Consider the following 18,134-nt stretch of genomic DNA (forward strand, 5'->3'; position numbering starts at 1 on the left):
AAGTCATCCCAAAACGTTGACGGTGTCATCTCGACTGCCTACGCTGATTGTGATGACGCCGTCATCTTGCCGGGCCGAGGTCCTCGGCCTGCAGGGGTCGACATCCGTACGCGCCGCAGGCGTCACGCAATCGTCGAGGAGCATCAATGAAAATCTTTCTCACGGGCGGATCGGGCTTCGCCGGAGGAGCAATCCTCCGGCGGCTGGTCGACGACGGGCACACGGTGCACGCGCTCGCGCGGTCCGCTGCCGCCGCGGACGCGATCACCTCGGCCGGTGGGCTCCCGGTCAGCGGTGACCTGTCGGACCTGGTCACGTCCGGCATCGGGCCCGGATGGTCGCCGGTTCTCGGCGAGGTCGACGCCGTGGTGCACTCGGCGGCCTTCATGGCCTTCTGGGGACCCGACCAGCTTTTCGTCGACCGCAACCTGCTGCCGACCCGCGCCCTCTACCAGGCCGCCGTGGACGCACAGGTCAAGCGATTCATCCTGGTGTCCGCGGCCAGTGTCTCCACCGGCACCAACCACGACCACACCGTCGACGAGAACTCCGACACGGGCACGGCGAACATCGCCTACAGCCGCGTGAAGCTCCGCACCGAGCAGGAACTGCTTGCCCTGCCGCACGGGACCACGTCCCTGGTCGTCGTCCGGCCGCCGTTCCTGTGGGGCCAGGGCATGACCCACACCCTGCAGGGGTTCATCGACTCCGTCGAAGCCGGCCGCTTCTCCTGGATCGACGGAGGACGGCACCTGGTCGACTTCTGCCACGTCGACAACCTCGCCCACCTCATCACGCTGGCAATCGACCGTGGGGATCACGGCTTGGTCTGCTACGTCACCGACGGCAACCCCCGCCCCGCCCGTGATTTCTTCACCCCCCTGCTGGCCACCCGCGGCGTCGACGTCAGCGCGGCCAACAGCGTTCCCCGGGCAGTCGCCTCACCGCTGGCCACACTCCTGCAAACCGTCGCGAAAGCGCGTCGCCGTGCCACCGCACCACCGCTCACCCCGTGGATCGTCTCGTTCATGGGCCGCGACCGCGTCTACGACATCACCCGGGCACGACGTCGGCTGGGCTACCAGCCGGTGATCACCGTGGAGGAAGGACTCCGACAGATGACGCCATCCCCCACCGCAGGCCGTTGAATCTCGCGCCCACGCCACCCGGCCAGCGGAAGGAGTCTCCATGAGCCAGTTCACAGTGGTCGACCAGACGCCGAAGGTGCGCCGGGTGACCTTCTCCAGTCCACCGTTCAACCTGATCGGCGCGGACACCGTGGCGGAACTGATCGACATCGTCGACCATCTGAGCGGTGCCGAACAGGTCCGCGTCGTCATATTCGACAGCGCCACGCCCGGGTTCTTCCTCAACCACGTCGACAGCGACCAGATCCCGGCCATCGCGGCCCTGCCCGGCAGCGGTCCCCTGCCCGGGTTCGTCGAACTCGGCGTACGCCTGGCCGCCGCACCGTTCGTCAGCATCGCGTCGATCCGGGGGCGCACCCGTGGCGGCGGCGCAGAGTACGCCGCCGCCTTCGACCTGCGCTACGCCAGCCGGGAGCAGGCGATCTTCTGCCAGCCCGAGGTCGGCTTCGGTCTGATCCCCGGCGCCGGTGGCACCGAACGCCTGACACACCTCCTCGGCCGCGACCGGGCCCTGGAGGTGCTCCTGACCGGTGAGGACTACGACGCGGACCGCGCCGCACAGTACGGCTGGGTCACCCGGGCGATTCCCGACGCCGAACTCGACGACGTCGTCAACGCCGTGGCGCGGCGGATCGCCAGCTTCGACAGACACGCCGTCATGGCGGTCAAAGCCCAGGTGAACCGCTCCACCCTGCCGCCGGAGGAGAACCTGCTGGCGTCGTTCGTCGAGTCCGTCCGATCCACCACGGGACCCGGCGTAGAGGCGCGAGGGCGGGCCGTCGGCACACTCGTCGCCCGGATCGGGATCGACGACCTCGAACGGAACCTGGGCCAGCACCTCGGTTCACTGGCCGAACAGGCATAACACCCTCAGGGGCCGGTAGCCACGACCCCTCGCCCACGGTCGGCAGAGGCGTCCTGACCCGGCCATAGGATGAGCGGATGATCCGGGCTGAAACCGCCGCCGCGACACGCCAGGCCCTGCTCGAAGCGGCGGCCGAACTGCTCGACCACGGCGGCCTCGAAGCGGTGACCCTGCGTGCCGTCGGGGCGCGGGCAGGGGTCACCCGCGGAGCACCCTACCGGCACTTCCCGGACAAGGAACACCTCATGATCGCGGTCGGCAGCCAGGCCTGGGACGAACTCGGTCAACGGATCGGCGCCATCCGTCAAGACCCCGCCCTCGCACCGGCCGCAAGGCTGCGGGCCCTCCTCGCCGCTTTCATCACCCTCGCCCGCCGCCGACCCCATCTCTACCGCCTGATGTTCAGCAGCCCCGCCAGCGATCCCACCGCATTCGCCCGGGCCGCCCAGCCCACGCAGGACGAGTCCCTTCGGGTAGTCGCCGCCGTGACCGGCGAACACCACGCCCGCCGGTACGCCGCCCTCCTCCTCGCAGGCGCCGACGGCATCGCCGGCATGGAACTCACCGGCCAACTCGCAGGCGAGAAATGGCAGACCACCGCCGAAGAGCTGATCGACACCCTCGTCACCATGGTCGCCGCTCAAACCACGGAAACGGCAGGCGGTTCCTGACACGCTCGCTGAGCCTTTCCGCCGCCCGCAGCCGTCGGGCTCGCGCGGCCTCACATCCGGGATCGCAGTACGTCGAACTCGCAGCCCGGCGAGGACGGGTCGAATCCGTGTTCGATCAGCCAGCGGGACGCCAGCAGGCTACGCAGCGACCACCAGGCGCGAATCACGTCCCGGTCGACGTCGGTGCCGTAACCGGCGAGGAGATCGTCGAGCCGTTCCTCGTGCCCGAGGGTCAGCACGGCGAGGTCGTACAGCGCGTCGCCGGGCGCCGCCTCGGACCAGTCGATCACGCCGGTGACCTCGTCGCCGTCGGTGAAGATGTGGGTGATCTGCAGGTCGCCGTGCATGAACACCGGCGTCCACGGCCGGATCGCCGCCTCGGCTATCGCGCGGTTGCGGTCGACCAGGTCGGCCGGCAGGACGCCGCTGTCGACGAGCCAGGCACATTCGCGTTCGAGTTCCGCGTCCAGCCCGACGAGCTTCCTGCCGACCCACGGCGGCGGTGGTGAGTCGTGCAGCGTGCGGATCGCAGCGCCCGCCGCAGCCCACGCCGCCGGTGACGCGGGCGACGGCTCGCCGAGACAGCCGAGTGCCTGGCCGGGGACGGCGGCGATCGCGAGGACGGGCGGCCTGCGCCACAGGACCTCGGGGGTCGGGACGGGCGCCAGCCGCATCGCCTCGACCTCGACATCGATACGCGCCTGGTCGCTGTCAACCTTCAGGAACACATCGCCGACGCGCAGGGTCGCACGCTCGCGATGGGCGACGACGACCGACACCTCCTCCACGCCGGCCATCATCGCGGGCTGGTCAGCTACGCCGCTGCGGGTTACCACGTGCGAGTCGCATGCGGTACCTCGTACCGGCAGGCGGGCTGACCGACTCGCTCATGTCGCATGATCGGACGCTCGGCGGGGCCGTCGTGGTCGGTATGACGGCAGGGTGCGAGCGACGCGGTCCGAGGGCTGCGGGGGAACGTGGGCTGCTCCCTGCCACCCCAGGTGAACCCGCAGGTCGCGAGACTAGGCCCTCGCGCCCTCGTAGCTCAGGGGAATAGAGCATCGGTTTCCCAAGACTGGCCTCCGCCGGTGTCCACAGGCCGATGACCTGCGGATTTCCTGTCGTCCCCGCTACGTGCCGGTCGCCTCGCGGGCTCGCTGCGATCCCTTGCCGAAGATCAGCAGACCAGCGCTTCGGTCGTCGGTGGCCATAGACGGCTGGGGAGCAGCCTGGGAGCGAGGTCAGTCTGCTGTCGGGGCGGGAACCTGCCACAGGGTACTGACCGGCATGGCGCGGAGCCTGTCGCCGAACGGCAGCGTGGCGGCGCCGGTATAGAGGACGATGCCGGCGACGAAGTCGTCGCCGAGGCGCTCGGCGAGCCGGCGTAGCCCGCGGAAGTCGTCGGGTCCGACGGTGCTGGCTGCCTTGACTTCGATCCCGACCACCTGACCAGCTCGGTTCTCGAGCACCGCGTCGACTTCGTACCTGCTCTGGTCGCGGTAGTGAGACAGGTCGACGGGCTGCTCGGACCAGGTGAGCTGGCGGGACAGTTCGGACAGGACGAATGATTCGAGCAGCGGGCCGAACGGTGCGCCCGGCCGGAGCAGCGCCCGGGCGTCGGTCGCGATCTCGTTGGCGGCGATGCCCGAGTCGACGAAGATCAGTTTCGATGCGGCGGTGGCCCGGGTGCCCAGGTTGCGGGACCAGCCCGGGATCCGCTTGATCAGGAAGATCTCTTCCAGGGCCTGGAGGTAGCGGGCGATCGTCGGTCGACTGAGCCCGAGGGCGGATTCGAGGGAGTTGGCGGCGATGATGGTCGCGGACCTGGCCGCAAGCAGGCGTACCAGTTTGCGTAGCTCGCCCTTGTGCTGGATGTCGGACAGTTGCCGGACGTCGCGGTCGATGAGCGCCTGGACATAGGCGTCGAGGAACCGTTGGCGGCGGCGCGGGTCGGTACGGGTGGTGGCCTCGGGTAGGCCGCCGCGCACTATCCTGGCCGCGTAGTCGGCACGGGTCACCTCCGACTCGTGTCGCAGGTCCGGACCGAGCGTGAAGACGGCGTCGATGAATCCGTCCGGCTCAGCGTCGAGTTCTCCCTGGGAGAACGGCCAGAGTTCCACGGTCTCCATCCGGCCGGGCAACGCGTCCGGGGCGGCAACCATGCCGAACAACCGTGACGAGCCGGTGAGCAGATACCGGCCCGGACGAGGGTCCTCGTCGACTGCTGCCTTGATGGCCAGCAGTAGTTCCGGAGCACGCTGGATCTCGTCGATGACCAGGAGTTCGGTGGAGTCCACGAACCCGACCGGGTCGGCGATCGCCGCCGCCCGGTCCTGCGCCCGATCAAGATCGCGGCGCTCGGCCAGACGATCGCCGGCAACGAGGCGAACCAGGGTGCTCTTGCCTGCTTGGCGTGCTCCGCTGATCAAGACGACGCGGGTGTCCCCCAAGGCAGCGTCGACCTGCGCGGCAGCGCGGCGGGGGATCAGATGCGGTGTGGGCACGGCATCATCATAACGACCGCGTTTTCGATCTGCGAGGATCCCGGCTTTCGATCTGTGAGGCAAGGTGCATTCGGTACGCGGCTAATTGATGTTCGATCTGCGGGCCACGCGGGCGGGCCGGTTCGTGGAAGGAGTCCACGGCTACGTCGCGTTGCTGCGGGTAGCGGCGAGTTCGGGGAAGGCGTCCTCCCAGCACTGGCGGATCGTCACCAGCCTGCCCGGCATCGGCACCACCCTCGCCGAGTTCCTCGCCCACGCCGGCACCCTCACCACCTACTCCAGCCCCGCGGCGCTCGCCGCGCACGCGGGGCTTGCGCCGACCTCCCGCGACTCCGGCCGTCGGCAAGGCCAACAGGTCCGGCCCCACCGCTACCACCGTGGGCTACGCCGGGTGTTCAGCATGTCCAGCTTCACCGCCCTGACCCACTGCCCACGATCCCGCGCCTACTACGACAAGAAACGAGCCGAAGGAAAGACCCACCGCCAAGCCACCGCACCCCTGTCCAGACAACGCCTCAACGTCCTCTTAGCCTGCATAGCGCCAAGACCCTCTACCAGCCGAGACCAGAAAGATCAGCAGATGTGGCGCTGTGTGCCGAACTCGCGTAGAGACTCCGCCAGCGGATGCCAACCCGGGTCACCCGGTGCCGACGCGCGCCACCGCAGCCGCTCGTGGTCGCAAACGGGGGTTCGTCTGCTCCGGTTGTGGTCCTGGGCTGGGCGAACACGGGTCCGGGTGCTGCGGGTGGACGTGGGCCACTCCCTGCCACCTCAAGTGAACCCGCAGGTCGCTAGACTAGGCGCTCGCGCCCTCGTAGCTCAGGGGATAGAGCATCGGTTTCCTAAGACTGGCCTCCGCCGGTGTCCACAGGCCGATGACCTGCAGATTTCCTATCGTCCCTGTTGCGTGCCGGTCGCTTCGCGGGCTCGCTGCGATCCCTTGCCGAAGATCAGCTGGAACGTTGTGGGCCCTGTGGTGTCGGCATGACGTAGCCGTGAGTCGGGGCCGAGTCATCGTTCCTCGTCGTCGAGTAGTTCGCGGCGCCACTCCGCGAATCGGCTTCGGAGATCGTCCAGCGCTGGGCCGGTGACGCCGTACTGGGCGAAGTCGTCGGGGTCGAGGTGGGTGGCTTGTCCGAGGGCGTCGGCGAAGATGCGCAGGTCGAAGCCACGGTCGGCGCGCTGGGCGAGGGCGAGAAGGGCGTTACGGGTGTATCGGCCGGATCGGAGGGTGGCGTCGATGTCGATGAAGTCCCGGGCGAACGCTCGCCCGTAGAGGGCGCTCATCTTGTTCGCTACTGCGTCGTCGGGGTGGAGGACGGGTCCGATCGCCATGAGGATCGGTTCGTTGGCGCGCCAGTCCACGCCGAGTTCGACCTTTGAAACCCGCGCGCCATCGGTGACGGCCAGCCGGGCGAAGGTGTCGTACTGGCGCTCGGTCTCGACGGTGAGGCCGTCGCCGCGATAGGCGTGCACGACGGCGGTGACCGCGGAGGTGAACTCGTCGCGGCGGTCCCAGGCGGTGAACAGGTCGACGTCCTCGCTGGGCCGCTCGACAAGCCCGGCAGCCTGGACCGCGTAGCCGCCGGCCAGCGCGAAGCCGTATCGATCGGCCGCCGCGAGCCCGGTGCGGGCGAGGCGTTCGTGGAAGGGGTCCACCGCTACGCCGCGTTGCTGCGGGTCGCGGCGAGTTCGGGGAAGGCGTCCTCCCAGCGCTGCCGGAGCTGGGGCGGCAGCCAGAGGCTGGGCCAGAGCCGCCGGAGCAGGTCGGCGTCGAGCCAGGTGTTCAGATCCTCGACGGTGCTGGCTTCGGTGAGCACCACCTTGTACATGCTGGCCAGGCGTGCGGGCCGGTCAAGGTCGTACTCGGCGTGCCCGGACCAGTCGAGGTGACGCGGAAGCGTCACCATGCCGCCAATCGGGCCGTGCAGCGCGGCCAGGGTTTCAGCCACCACGTAGGGCTTCCGGTCACCGTAGGGTCGGTAGTCCGCCGGCGGCTGGGGTGCCGTCCTGCGTCGGCTGATGTTGGTCGCCCGTCGGACTTCTGGTCGGAGCGCCTGACGGATGGTCTCTCGGCTGTATCCGGTGACCCGCTGCAGATCCACCGGCCGCCAGCCAGCCGCGTGGAACGCCCGCAGTTGCTCGTCCCGCTCGGTCAACGCCTGCGACCGCGTCGCCTCGTACCTGGAGACAACCGCCTGCAGCTCATCCTCGGAGAACCGGCCCATGGCCATCAGCCTACTACGCTAGGCCCAGCAAGCTTGGCCTTTCATTCGCACCCTGTAACCGGCGGGCCCAGGCGTGGTGATCGCGTCGGGATGCACTCACGTTCTGGTGAAGCCGAGGGCCCGGTATCCGGGCATGCGGCGTGGGAGTGAGGCGGCAAGGATGGGTGTGGCCGGGTCGTGGTAGTCGTGGGCTTCGGCGAGGTCCTTGCCGGGTGCGGCGCGGATGACTCGGCCGGCGCATTGGACGAGTAGGCCGTCGTAGGAGATCGGGCCGGCGAGGAACAGGGTGTCGAGGGCGGGGGCGTCGAAGCCTTCACCGATGAACGGTGTGGTGCCGATGACAAGCAGGCCGTCGCCGGCCTTGGCGCCGTCGAGCCGGTCAACGACGGCCCGCCGTTCGCGGGTGCTCATCCCGCCCTGGAGCACGAGCGCCTGATGTCCGCGTGCGGCGAGCAGAGCGGTGAGTGCCTCGACCTGGGCGACGCGTCGGGTCAGCACGAGACAGTTACGGCCGCGGGTCAGGGCTGCGGCGACGTCATCGGCGATCTGGGTGTTACGGGGCTCGTCGAGGGCGAGTCTTCGGTGGACCTCGGCGAGCGCGCCGGGCGTGTCCAGGTCGATGTCGCCGGGTTGGAAGGTGGTCTCGTGGATGAACAGCGCTCGCCGGGGTCCGGCGTCGGTGTGCATCGCGGCTGCGAGGGTGCCTGGTTCCTCGTCGGTCAGGGTGTGGCGGACGGGGCCGAGTTGCCAGGTGACGAGTTGGCCGAGGCCGTCGCGTCGGGTGGGGGTGGCGGTGAGGCCGAGCCAGAACTGCGCGGCGATCCGTTTGACCGAGTGCTCGTAGGCTGCGGCGCCGAGGTGGTGGCATTCGTCGACGATGACGTGCCCGTACCCCTGGGTCAGGGTGGCGACGTCGTCGCGCCGGGAGAGGGAGGGCAGCAGCGCGATGTCCACCGTGCCGGTGAGCTTGCGTCGGCCGCCGCCGAGTTGACCGGGCTTGATGCCGAGGAACTGTTGGATGCGGGTGCGCCACTGGTCGGCGAGGGCTTTGCGGTCGACGAGGACGAGAGTGGAGGTGTTGCGTTCGGCGATCACGGCGCAGGCCATGACGGTCTTGCCGGAGCCCGGTGGCGCGACCAGGATCCCGTCGTCGTGGGCGAGAAGCGCGCCGACCGCGTTGGCCTGCCTGCTGGTGAGTTCGGCGGTGAACGCCGCGTCGATCTCGCTCCCAGAGTTTCGTGCGTCCGTGACGGCCAGCCGGGATCCGGCGCGCTCGACGATGGTGGCGATGGTGTGCCGCAGGCCCCGTGGGAGGACCAGGTGGTCATCGAGGGTGAGGTCGTAGCCCTGGATGAAGCGTGGGGTGTCCCAGGTGGACTTGCGGAGTCGCTGCAGTTCGTAGAACTTCGGGTTGGCCATGGCGGCGGCGTGCTTGAACGTCGCCAGGGCGGCGGGGGTGAGCTGTCCGGTGTCGATGCTCAGCCCGGCACCGGCCTCCGCGTGGACCACCGGAGGTGGCGGTGGATGGACCTGCGTCGCGGCGGACCGGCTCATCGTGGCGACGTCGGCACCGGTGACGGCTTGCTTCGCCTGCCGGGCGATCCGTTCGGCGTCGCCGGGGCTGAGCCGGTCCAGCGTCGACAGGAACGCCCACTGGTCGGCGTGCGGCTCGAGGGTGCCGAGGTCGAGGAAGGTGGTCAGCCCGTCCTTGCGGCGGCGTCCCTGTAGGGGTGCGGCGATGAGGTTGCCGAAGCCCCCCTCGGGCAGGACGTCCTGGTTGGGGAACAGCCGGTCGTACGAGCGCAGATCCATCGACCCGCTCAGCACCATTGCCTCACGCAGCAGGACGGTGCCGACGGCCCGCGCGGTGGCCGCGGAAACGGTGCCGGTGAAGAAGACCCACACGTGGGCGCCGCGGCCTGACTGGGAGATCTCCAACGCGGCGGGCACCGAGCTGGCCCGTGCCGCCTTCACGTACGCGAGGGCGTCGAGCATCGCCGTCGGCCCGTCGAAGTCGGCTACGACGAAGTGGCAGGTGTTGCCGGGCATCAGCGGATACAGGCCCATGAACACGTCCCCGACCAGATGCGCCGCGACGACCTCCGCCGTGCGGGGCAGGTAGGAGGCACCCCGCCGGTCCATACCCCTACGCCAACCACCGGCGACCGCAGGCATCCACCCGGCAGCGCCGGTACGGGCGTTGTCCCACCGCACGGCGTACACGTCGACCCGGGCCCGGAACCGGTCGGCGAACAACGCCAGCTTGTCCCGGGTCGGCGAAGCCATGGTGACCAGCCCCGGCGGCTCCACCGGAGCGGACAACTGTTCCGGCGCCGCAAGCGTGTCCTGGCCGCGCAATTCCAGCAGACGCGCCAGGCGGGCGTTCTCCGCCCGTAACCGCTCCACCTCCCGGCGCAGATCAGCGAACTCGGCCGCCGAACCCATGCCGACCATCCTCGCGTATCGGGCTCCCAACACCCCGACACCGGTCCGCTATCCTCCGCCGATGGCATCGAAAGGCAACGCCGCGCTGGAGGCGATGATCGAGGAAGCCACGGTCGACACGGACGGTTGCGAGGACGAGCTCGCCGGTCTGTTCACCATGATCGAGGAGCATCTGGCGGTGCCGTTCACCACCACCGTCCTCGGCGTCGAGGTCGCCGTGCGGAAGGTCGAGCTGGCTGCGGGCAGCATCGTCGCGGTCTGCGTCCGGGGCCGCCACCGGCAGCAGGTCGGCCTTCTCGACCTTCCGCTGCCCACCCCCGCGCCGGACGGTGCTGGGTGGATCGACGCCTACCGGCACTGGGCCGGACGGTAGGCCACGGTGAGCGAGTACCAGTACTACGAGTTCACCGCCGTCGACCGGCCCCTCACCGGCCGGGAGCGGGCCGAGCTGCGGTCGCTTTCCACCCGGGCCGACATCACCGCCACCAGCTTCGTCAACACCTACGAGTGGGGCGACTTCAAGGGCAACCCGCGGAAGCTGATGGAACGGTACTTCGACGCGCACCTCTACCTGACGAACTGGGGCACCCGCCAGCTCATGCTGCGGCTACCGAACCACGTGCTCGACCCCGCCACCGTCTCCCAGTACTGCCAAGGTGACAGCGCATCCGCGTGGACCGCAGGCAAGCACGTCATCATCGACCTCCACGACGAGGACGAGGACGGCACCGACGAGTGGGACCTCGACGGCCACGGCCTGCTCACCTCCATTATCCCGGTCCGGGCCGGCCTCGCCGCCGGCGACCTGCGCCTGCTCTACCTGGCCTGGCTGCGCTGCATACAGTCCGAGGACATCGCCGACGACGAGCCCGAACCGCCCGCCCCGGCCGGACTGGGCAGCCTCGACGCGTCCCTCACCGCCGTGGCCGAGTTTCTGCGCATCGACCCCGATCTGATCACGGCTGCGGCGGCCGGGTCGGCGCCGGTCGCCTCCGGTGAACCGACAGCTGCGCAACTACGGACCTGGGTCGTCGGGTTGCCCGCCCGGGACAAGGACGCCATCCTGACCGACCTGATTACCGGCGGTGACAGCCACCCACGCAGCCGACTGCTGCGCCGCTACCGCGACGCGCATCCCGCCGACGCGTCCACCCCGACTGCCGCCCGCACCGCCGGAGAGCTACTCGCCACCGCCGCCGACCTGCGCGCCGAACGGGAACGCCTCGACGCCGAGCGGCGTGAACGCGACCGGGTCCGCCGGGAACGGTCCGCGGCAGCAGCCCGGCAACGGCACCTCGACACCCTCGCGAGCGACCAACCCGCCGCATGGCAGCGCGTCGACGAACTCATCGCCACAAAGAAACCCCGCGAGTACGACAGCGCTGTGCAACTCCTCGTCGACCTGCGCGATCTCGCCGAACGCGACGGAGACAGCGGGCTGTTCCAACAGCGGCTGGCCGAACTGCGGGCGGTGCACGCCCGCAAGCCCAGCCTGCTCGAACGCCTCAACCTCGCAGGCCTCGGCACCTGACGCTTGGATCGCGGCCCGGTGAGTTGGCCACCGTCGCCGACGCGCGGCGTGGCCGGGTAAGCGGGATCAGCCAGCAGATCGTCTCCCGCCGCAGCCGGCGCCCACTGCGCTTGGGGTTTCCTACCGATCCTCCCGACGCGAACACCTGCATCGCCGTTCCTTCGATCGTCTGTGCGAATGCTTACTGACGGCGGCTGCCGAGAAGATCGCCGGTGAACTCCGCGCGTTGATGGCTGGAGTCGAACGCGCGCAGGGGTTGGCAGCCGTCGCCGACAGTCAGGCGCAGGAGGTGGCGTTGCGGGCCGCCAGCGCGGGCTTCCTCGCGGTGGCGGCGGGTGTGGCGCGGGTGCGCAACGCGATCACGGGCATCCAGGGCGGCCTGGGAAGTCTCGCCGGTTCAATCGGTGAGGCGACGAAGGCCACCGCGGCGGTGCCGAACGAAGCCACCCCGCAGGAGACGATCGCCGGGCTGGCACCGGTGCAGAGCGCCGTGGACGCCGTTCGTGACGCGGCGACTGGTGCCATCACCGGAGTCGGTGAGGCGCAGCAACTCGTCGCCGTGGTCCTGCAGGGCGGGCAGCCCGGGCCGCTGTTGCAGGCCTTGGAGGCCATCAAGCAAGTCTTGGTGCTGGTCGTTGCGCGCACCGGCGGGGCCCGGCAGGCCGTCGAAGGGGCGATCGCGCAGGCCCGGCAGTTGGGGTCGTCGGGAAACTGACGGGGGCTGGCGGTCATCCACCGGCCAGCCCTACCCCTGCTACCACCGGCGGCCCATCCCCGACGGCCCCCACCCTGGGCGGCACCGTCTCCACCGACGCTGACGCAGTAACCCCGTGGGCCAGGCGTCCCACCGGCGTCGCCGGCGGGTCACCTACCGGACGTCGAACTCGCATCTCGCCGAACGAGAAGCCTCGGGAGCGGCGTGCCCTGGAGTTGGAGAACGAGTGTGCCGACAGGGTCGCCGGCAAGGGGTACCGGGTTCACCAGAACCCCACGAGGCAGGAGGTCGCGGACGCTCGACGCGAGACCGGGGATTCGGGGAGGCCGGAGAAAGCACCCGATTTCCTCATCGAGGGGCATGTGTTCGACTGCTACGCGCCCACTGCTCCTGTGCCGGCCCGCGCCGTCTGGAGCGCCGTGTCCAGGAAGGTTGACACGGAGCAGACCCAACGCGTGATGTTGAACCTCCACGACTGGCGAGGAGACCTCGCCGCCCTGCACAAGCAGTTCCACGACTGGCCCATCACAGGGCTGAAGGAATTGGCAGCGGTAACGCGCGACGGTGCGATCATTCAGATCATCCGGCGAGACTGATGAAGGGGTGCAGATGGCTGTCGAGTACCGGCTGACGCTGGCGGGCGACATCCCACTCGAGCAGGTGGCGGAGCTGGCTGCTCCCGAAGCGGTCGAGACGGTAACGGCGTCCGGCGGCCGGAGGCTCAGCGCCGACCTGAACGACGAGCACGGGTACGTTGTGGACATCACCGGCGGAAGGCACGGCTACTACAGTGCCGAGGGCGACGGGGGTTCCCTGTGGGAATGGGAGCCGGAAACCTACGTCGACGTCAGCTTCTACATGCGCAAGGACACCATGGTCGACAAGGGCAAGCCCCACATGCTGGCGACCGTGGCCAGGATCCTCGCCGGCAGGGCCGAGGACGCGGCCCTAACCCTGAACGGCGACGTGCTGATACTGACGCGCGTCGCGGGCACCCTTCAGAAGCACAACACCGACGGGTGGTACGACGAAGATTACGACAGAATTTTCCACCTCTGACGCGCCAATAAATCGATTCGGCGAGGGCGTGTTCTGGCTCGCCACCGTGAGAGGCGTCGTCTGCAGCAGCATCGCGCGTAACCGCGAAGGAACTCAGAACGGTAACGCTGAGTGAGCGCGACCATGCAGATCTTTTGTCGAGGCTGAGGAGAGGCGTCAGGGTGGCTGTCGAGTTCAGGTTGACCCTGGCGGGTGACCTCCCTCCGGAACAAGTGGTTGACCTCGTGGCGGCGGGACCCGCCGAGAGGCCGAGACCGAGCGCCACCAACCGGCGGCTGTTCAGTGCTCGCCACTACGAGACGCGCGGGTACGCGCTGAGCGTCTACTCGGGGAACCAAGGCCACTTTGATGCCGAGGGCGACGACGGTGCCCGCTGGGAGTGGGAGCCGGAGACATACGTCGACATCGACTTCTCCATGCGGGCAGACGACCTGGTCGACAAGGGGATCCCGAACATGATGCAGGCCGTGGCCCGGGTGTTGGCCGCCCGGCAGGAGGACGCGGCGCTGGTCCAGAACGGCAACTGGCTCCTGCTGACCCGCGTCGGGGGCACACTCCGCAGACACCGGCCTACCTGGTGGAGCCACTACGGCATAGACGACCTCATCACCCCATGAGCCAGCCGAGCGCGGGTGACCCGCTGTCGAACGACGCGACGTCGACCCGCCGTCCGTGCACGACGTCGATGTCGCCTCTCTCGACCCTACGGACCTGACCCGCGACAACGACGACCAGCACCGCGCGGCTGATCGCGACCTGGCCGGAATCCCCCGTGGGAGGCGGCGCCCAGCCGGGGGAGCGGGGCAGCCTCACATGATCTTCGATGATGTGCGCGGTGTGTGCTCTCCAGCGGATGTCAACCCGGGTGAACCGGTGCCAACGCGGGTCACCGCGGCCGACCGCCGGTCGCAGCCCGGGGTTCGTGTGCTCCGGGTGTGCTCCTGGGCTGCGACAACGGCGGTCCGGGGAACGTGGGTGAACGTGGGCCACTCCCTGCCACCCCAGGTGAACCCCCAGGTCGCTAGACTAGGCCCTCGCGCCCTCGTAGCTCAGGGGATAGAGCATCGGTTTCCTAAACCGTGTGTCGCAGGTTCGAATCCTGCCGGGGGCACCTCGAAGATCAGCAGAAAGGCCACTTGAGCAGCGGATACGTTCCCGCATCGATCGCTCGACCTGTGCAGCCGGATGTCACCCGGAGTCGCCGTTTGCAGCCCTCCGTGCAAAGTACGTGCAATGATCTTGGTCGCCTGGGGGTCCTCGTATCCGCAGGTCACAGGTTGTCCCCGGCGTTCGGGCGACCCGCCTCGCCGTGGCTTGCCGACCGCTCGCGCTGCATGAGTCGGCGCTCCTCGACAAAGTGCTCTCCCAGACTGCCGAGCAGACGGGCGCGGGCAGCGTTCAATCGCTCCGCGTAGTCGGGGCTGAAGACCTCGGCGAGTGAGGTCCTCAGCGCACCACTCAGGGCGTACAGCGGCGACCAAACGGCAGCGTCCCCATCCGCAATGGCATCGAACGGCGTTGTACCCATGACGCTGTCCAACCAATCTGACAGTACGAGTGCCTGGTCCTGGCTGAGCTTGATCGTCAAGTTGTCCATCACCGCTTGAGAGTATTTCGAGAGCCGATCGCACCGGAGCATGCTCGGTCTAGACATGCGGCGCAAGCACTGCCTCGATTCGCTCGTTCATCCGGCTACGGTCCCCGTCGAGGCACTTCGCGTACACCTTGAGCAGCACGTCGACGGAGTGCCCGGCCCGCTGCGCGACCTCGGGTGCCGGCAGCCCGGCGTTGAGCCAGAGCGACACCCCGGCGTGCCGCAGGTCGTACGGGCGACCGGCCAGGGGAGAAGCCACCCGGTCCGGCGGAAGGCTCAACCGCCGCGCCTCCTCCCAGACCCGCGAGTACGTCGACGACGCCACCACGTTGCCCCGGTCACTGCGGAACAGCCGCCCGTCGACGCCCACCCCGAACCGGTCGACGTGCTCCCGCAGGATCGCCACCAGCTCCGGCGGGATCGGCACCTCCCGCGCCTCCGTCTCGCCCCGGTGCTTCAACCCCCGGTCGTCGTGGACCTCGCCGCTGTCGGTGTACCGCTTCCCCGCCGCCGGACGGGACTTCTCCACCGTCAGCAGCCCCCAACCCGTCACCGGAAGATGGCAGTCCCGCTCCCGCAGGCCCAGCGCCTCACTCGGCCGCAGCGCCGCGAAGTACAGGCAGGCGTAGAAGGCGACCAGGCGCTCACCACGCCGGCCGTTCTTCCCCCGCTGGCCGACGTACGTCACCCCGACCAGCAGCTCCCGCGCCTGGCGAATGTTCACCACGACGCGCCGGTCCACCTCGCCGGACATCTTCCGCCGGCTCGACCGCACCCGCAGCTTGTCGACCGGGTTGAACTCCAACAGCTCCAGCTCTACCGCGTACTGAAGGACGTTGTAGAAGACCGAACGCCGCCGCCTGGTCGTCGATGCCGCCGCCGGCCGCCCGTCCAACGTCAGTCCGAGCGCGTCCAACGCCGGCCGCACGATCGCAGCTTCTGCCAACGCCGACAGCGGCAGCGAAGCCCGGTCCAACCAGCGCAGCGCCGCAGCGACATCGGCCGGCCGGTCGAGTTGCCGGGACGCAGGCGGGAACTCCCACTCCCGCAACGCCCGCCGCAGCACGCTCGGATCAGGACGCCCGGCCACCTCGCCGACCAGCGCGTCCGTCACGGTCGCCAGCGCGTCCGTCGTACTCTCCCGGGACTTGGCCGCCGCGCCCGGCCATTTCATGTCGATGTAGCGGCGGACGAACCCGAGCCAGCTCACCGATTCCTTCGGTGCCATCATCGACTCCGGCAAACCAGAGCCGCCGTCGAATGCCTCGCCCCGGTTCGCCGCTTGCATCAGGTCAGACCGGAAGTTGTCCGCCAGCGCCCGGGTGGCGAACGTCCGCGACTTCGGCCCCGTCCCCACCACCCATCGGACGGTGTACGACTTCTTTCGGCCCGCCAGCGCGTTGACCTGAATGCCTCGAATCCGCACCTCACGCGACTTCACGCCGCCTCCCGGTGCTGTTCCAACCAGGCCCGCAGGTCCCGCCGCTCGATCCGCAACTCCCCGTTGGGCAGCTTGATGCACTCCGGGGCGATGCCCAGCTCACGCCAGCGGTAAAAGGTTCGCCGCGACACTCCGTTGAGCACGGCGAGGACTTCCGGAACGGTCAACAACTCGCTTTCCATGAGGGGTGCCTTCCTCCAGATGATCAAGCGGCAGGGGCGAGAGGAACTGCCGTTGCCGGTGCGGCGGAGGCTGTTCGTATCCGGGCGGTGTCGAGGTCTGCGCGCCAGCGGATGCGGGCCGATATCGCGCGCAGGAGCCGGTGTTCCAGGGGTGGGACGTCGGGGTCTTCGGGTCGGGCGAGTTCGAACCGGTACCGCTTCGACCCGTCCGGGTCGTCGGCGGCCTGGTCGTGGTCTTCGGTGTCGGCCATGCCGCCGGCGAGGATGGCCCGGACCCAGGCCCGGTTGTCCGCCCGGTGGTCGGCGAGGGTCTTGCCGGACCACTGTCGGGAGACGAGCACGCGGCGGCCGGTGAAGCCGAGGGTGGAGCGTTGGTGGACCTTCCCGGTGCACCGGCCCGGGGTCAAGCCCGCCTTGACGCCGTCCGGCTGGACGCCGTAGAGCAGCCAGTTGGCGCACGTCGGGGAGCACGGCAGCACGGACAGTTCCGCGTGCAGACGGTCGAAGTGTGCCTTCTGCACGTCGGAACGCGGCTTGGCCTGGTCGGTCAGGTCCTTGGTGACGTACTTCGTCACGTAGCGGATAGAGCGTTCGGCGTCGCGGGTGCCCTGCTCGATGCCCCGGGCATCGATGCGACCGAGGCGGGCGACGTAGGCGGGTCGACTGTCGGGTTCTTCGAGCGCGTCCAGGGCCTCGCCCCAGGTGGGCAGCGGCTCGCGCGTCTTGGGGTCGACGTACGCCTGTCGGTCGACGTCCCAGACCGGCGGCTTGTCGACCGGGTAGACGAGGTGGTCGAAGCGTGGCCACCACACCTGGTGGTACGTGCCTGCCGCGATCTGCTTGAGCAGCCGGCGGGGCAGCGTGCCCCGGATGGCGAAGTGGGCGTGTGGGGCGAGTCGGCGTTGCAGCTCCACCGCGCCCGCGTATTGGACGTTCCAGCCGGCGGCGCGGCGGACGTTCTGCCACCACCGGTCGAGAACCCGGGCGAAGTGGATCGCGTCCAGGGCTGCCCGGCGGTAGTCGTATCCGGCCGGATCGACGGGGGTGCCGAGGACGTCGTCATGGGGGCCGTGTCGCTGCCCGCACTCGCACGGGGCGACGTAGGCACCCCGGCGTAGGTGGGAGTGGACGGGTCCGTGTGAGCCGAGGGTCAGCGTGATCAGCATCGACGGCCGGTAGGTCTTGCCCGCCCTGCCCGAGTAGGCGCGGCCGACGGTGCGCGGGTCGACGGGCAGTCGGGGTAGGTCGGGGGTGTCCTGCCGCCGTCGGGTGGAGCGCTTGCGGCGGGGTCGTTCGTCGCGGTCTCTCGGGGTGAGGTGTCCGCGCAGGCTGGTTTCGCCGAGGGCTTCGTCTAGTTCCGCAATGGCCGCGTCGATCTCGGCTACCTGAGCGGCCCGTTCCTCCGGGGCCATGGGCTGGTACTGGATGGCTTCGCGTTCGAACTCCAGATGCGCCCGGACCCGGACGAGGGCGAGCACGTCCTCACCCGGCTTGTCGGGGCGGACGGCGGGTTCGTCGGCGAGGTGCCAGCCTTCCCGGATCTGCTGGATACGCAGCCGCCGGCCCCGTTCCGCACACGGCGTGCACTTCGCCGCCAGGGTCGCCCCGCAGGGCACCTCCACCACCTCGGTCAGGCCGGTGGTGGTGTCCGTCCGTCGCAGCGCCAGGGGGCGGACGCAGACGCCGTGTTGTTCGGCGAGCTGCTTGAGCGCGTCCTTGGCGAGGGGCTTGCGCATCCGGTCCGCCCGCGA

At 69.4% G+C, this 18,134-nt stretch carries 18 protein-coding genes, 1 tRNA gene and 1 pseudogene; 11 read left to right on the forward strand and 9 right to left on the reverse strand.

Going from position 1 to position 18,134, the window contains the following annotated elements; genetic code table 11:
- Nucleotides 1-146: 146 nt before the first annotated feature.
- The 3 genes from ACN260_RS26340 to ACN260_RS26350 all read left to right on the forward strand — a co-directional run bounded on the left by ACN260_RS26340 (nt 147) and on the right by ACN260_RS26350 (nt 2,684).
- The gene (locus ACN260_RS26340) at nt 147-1,148 is read left to right on the forward strand and encodes an NAD-dependent epimerase/dehydratase family protein (RefSeq protein WP_422753530.1); all 1,002 of its coding nucleotides are present in this window, start codon (nt 147-149) and stop codon (nt 1,146-1,148) included.
- Nucleotides 1,149-1,188: 40 nt separating this feature from the next.
- Nucleotides 1,189-2,013 (forward strand): enoyl-CoA hydratase/isomerase family protein, encoded by an 825-nt coding sequence (locus ACN260_RS26345; RefSeq protein ID WP_422753531.1) that lies wholly within the window; start codon nt 1,189-1,191, stop codon nt 2,011-2,013.
- 77 nt (nt 2,014-2,090) lie between these two features.
- Nucleotides 2,091-2,684, forward strand: a complete 594-nt coding sequence (locus ACN260_RS26350) for a TetR/AcrR family transcriptional regulator (RefSeq protein ID WP_422753532.1) — start codon at nt 2,091-2,093, stop codon at nt 2,682-2,684.
- Between the two features lie 50 nt (nt 2,685-2,734).
- On the opposite strand, the gene ACN260_RS26355 is transcribed toward ACN260_RS26350, so the two are convergent.
- Together ACN260_RS26355 and ACN260_RS26360 are read right to left on the reverse strand one after the other, a co-directional pair.
- Nucleotides 2,735-3,481, reverse strand: a complete 747-nt coding sequence (locus ACN260_RS26355; protein WP_422753533.1) for a phosphotransferase family protein — start codon at nt 3,479-3,481, stop codon at nt 2,735-2,737.
- A 444-nt stretch (nt 3,482-3,925) separates the two neighbouring features.
- Nucleotides 3,926-5,188: an ATP-binding protein gene (locus ACN260_RS26360; RefSeq protein WP_422753534.1), complete on the reverse strand. Its 1,263-nt coding sequence runs from the start codon at nt 5,186-5,188 to the stop codon at nt 3,926-3,928.
- A gap of 199 nt (nt 5,189-5,387) precedes the next feature.
- Here ACN260_RS26360 and ACN260_RS26365 point away from each other — a divergent pair.
- Nucleotides 5,388-5,797, forward strand: a pseudogene (locus tag ACN260_RS26365) (transposase); the annotation flags it as partial.
- Nucleotides 5,798-6,199: 402 nt separating this feature from the next.
- On the opposite strand, the gene ACN260_RS26370 reads toward ACN260_RS26365, so the two are convergent.
- The 3 genes from ACN260_RS26370 to ACN260_RS26380 all read right to left on the reverse strand — a co-directional run bounded on the left by ACN260_RS26370 (nt 6,200) and on the right by ACN260_RS26380 (nt 9,861).
- The gene (locus ACN260_RS26370; protein WP_422753535.1) at nt 6,200-6,847 is read right to left on the reverse strand and encodes a nucleotidyl transferase AbiEii/AbiGii toxin family protein; all 648 of its coding nucleotides are present in this window, start codon (nt 6,845-6,847) and stop codon (nt 6,200-6,202) included.
- A 2-nt stretch (nt 6,848-6,849) separates the two neighbouring features.
- Entirely contained in the window at nt 6,850-7,416 is a 567-nt protein-coding gene (locus ACN260_RS26375) for a hypothetical protein (RefSeq protein ID WP_422753536.1), read from the reverse strand.
- Between the two features lie 96 nt (nt 7,417-7,512).
- Nucleotides 7,513-9,861: a TOTE conflict system archaeo-eukaryotic primase domain-containing protein gene (locus tag ACN260_RS26380; protein ID WP_422753537.1), complete on the reverse strand. Its 2,349-nt coding sequence runs from the start codon at nt 9,859-9,861 to the stop codon at nt 7,513-7,515.
- 61 nt (nt 9,862-9,922) lie between these two features.
- Between ACN260_RS26380 and ACN260_RS26385 the strand changes: the two genes are divergently transcribed.
- The 7 genes from ACN260_RS26385 to ACN260_RS26415 all read left to right on the forward strand — a co-directional run bounded on the left by ACN260_RS26385 (nt 9,923) and on the right by ACN260_RS26415 (nt 14,277).
- Nucleotides 9,923-10,234 (forward strand): hypothetical protein, encoded by a 312-nt coding sequence (locus ACN260_RS26385; RefSeq protein WP_422753538.1) that lies wholly within the window; start codon nt 9,923-9,925, stop codon nt 10,232-10,234.
- A 6-nt stretch (nt 10,235-10,240) separates the two neighbouring features.
- Nucleotides 10,241-11,392, forward strand: a complete 1,152-nt coding sequence (locus ACN260_RS26390) for a hypothetical protein (protein WP_422753539.1) — start codon at nt 10,241-10,243, stop codon at nt 11,390-11,392.
- Between the two features lie 229 nt (nt 11,393-11,621).
- Nucleotides 11,622-12,107, forward strand: a complete 486-nt coding sequence (locus ACN260_RS26395; protein ID WP_422753540.1) for a DUF6244 family protein — start codon at nt 11,622-11,624, stop codon at nt 12,105-12,107.
- Nucleotides 12,108-12,316: 209 nt separating this feature from the next.
- Nucleotides 12,317-12,703 (forward strand): hypothetical protein, encoded by a 387-nt coding sequence (locus tag ACN260_RS26400; RefSeq protein WP_235437300.1) that lies wholly within the window; start codon nt 12,317-12,319, stop codon nt 12,701-12,703.
- Nucleotides 12,704-12,716: 13 nt separating this feature from the next.
- On the forward strand, nt 12,717-13,166 hold the full coding sequence (locus tag ACN260_RS26405; RefSeq protein WP_422753541.1) for a SitI3 family protein: 450 nt from the start codon (nt 12,717-12,719) through the stop codon (nt 13,164-13,166).
- A gap of 161 nt (nt 13,167-13,327) precedes the next feature.
- Entirely contained in the window at nt 13,328-13,783 is a 456-nt protein-coding gene (locus tag ACN260_RS26410; protein ID WP_422753542.1) for a SitI3 family protein, read from the forward strand.
- Nucleotides 13,784-14,204: 421 nt separating this feature from the next.
- Nucleotides 14,205-14,277: transfer RNA gene (locus ACN260_RS26415), tRNA-Arg, on the forward strand.
- A 159-nt stretch (nt 14,278-14,436) separates the two neighbouring features.
- Here the strand turns inward: ACN260_RS26415 and ACN260_RS26420 are convergent.
- The 4 genes from ACN260_RS26420 to ACN260_RS26435 are packed head-to-tail and all read right to left on the reverse strand — an operon-like array spanning nt 14,437 to nt 18,119.
- Entirely contained in the window at nt 14,437-14,766 is a 330-nt protein-coding gene (locus ACN260_RS26420) for a hypothetical protein (RefSeq protein WP_422753543.1), read from the reverse strand.
- A gap of 46 nt (nt 14,767-14,812) precedes the next feature.
- Entirely contained in the window at nt 14,813-16,201 is a 1,389-nt protein-coding gene (locus tag ACN260_RS26425; protein ID WP_422753544.1) for a tyrosine-type recombinase/integrase, read from the reverse strand.
- Entirely contained in the window at nt 16,198-16,383 is a 186-nt protein-coding gene (locus ACN260_RS26430; RefSeq protein ID WP_074474991.1) for a helix-turn-helix transcriptional regulator, read from the reverse strand. Before ACN260_RS26430 ends, ACN260_RS26425 begins: the two co-directional genes overlap by 4 nt.
- 23 nt (nt 16,384-16,406) lie before the next feature.
- A complete protein-coding gene (locus ACN260_RS26435) occupies nt 16,407-18,119 on the reverse strand; it encodes a replication initiator (protein ID WP_422756837.1) in 1,713 nt (570 codons plus the stop codon).
- Nucleotides 18,120-18,134: the final 15 nt, after the last annotated feature.

The organism is Micromonospora sp. WMMD708, assembly GCF_049315245.1.
Classification (GTDB): Bacteria; Actinomycetota; Actinomycetes; order Mycobacteriales; family Micromonosporaceae; genus Micromonospora; species Micromonospora wenchangensis.

Excerpts from the sequence above, each read along its gene's own strand:
- ACN260_RS26340 (WP_422753530.1), top strand. The coding sequence starts at position 147 with ATGAAAATCTTTCTCACGGGCGGATCGGGCTTCGCCGGAGGAGCAATC.
- ACN260_RS26345 (WP_422753531.1), top strand. The coding sequence starts at position 1,189 with ATGAGCCAGTTCACAGTGGTCGACCAGACGCCGAAGGTGCGCCGGGTG.
- ACN260_RS26350 (WP_422753532.1), top strand. The coding sequence starts at position 2,091 with ATGATCCGGGCTGAAACCGCCGCCGCGACACGCCAGGCCCTGCTCGAA.
- ACN260_RS26355 (WP_422753533.1), bottom strand. The coding sequence starts at position 3,481 with ATGGCCGGCGTGGAGGAGGTGTCGGTCGTCGTCGCCCATCGCGAGCGT.
- ACN260_RS26375 (WP_422753536.1), bottom strand. The coding sequence starts at position 7,416 with ATGGGCCGGTTCTCCGAGGATGAGCTGCAGGCGGTTGTCTCCAGGTAC.
- ACN260_RS26380 (WP_422753537.1), bottom strand. The coding sequence starts at position 9,861 with ATGGGTTCGGCGGCCGAGTTCGCTGATCTGCGCCGGGAGGTGGAGCGG.
- ACN260_RS26385 (WP_422753538.1), top strand. The coding sequence starts at position 9,923 with ATGGCATCGAAAGGCAACGCCGCGCTGGAGGCGATGATCGAGGAAGCC.
- ACN260_RS26395 (WP_422753540.1), top strand. The coding sequence starts at position 11,622 with ATGGCTGGAGTCGAACGCGCGCAGGGGTTGGCAGCCGTCGCCGACAGT.
- ACN260_RS26405 (WP_422753541.1), top strand. The coding sequence starts at position 12,717 with ATGGCTGTCGAGTACCGGCTGACGCTGGCGGGCGACATCCCACTCGAG.
- ACN260_RS26430 (WP_074474991.1), bottom strand. The coding sequence starts at position 16,383 with ATGGAAAGCGAGTTGTTGACCGTTCCGGAAGTCCTCGCCGTGCTCAAC.
- ACN260_RS26435 (WP_422756837.1), bottom strand. The coding sequence starts at position 18,119 with ATGCGCAAGCCCCTCGCCAAGGACGCGCTCAAGCAGCTCGCCGAACAA.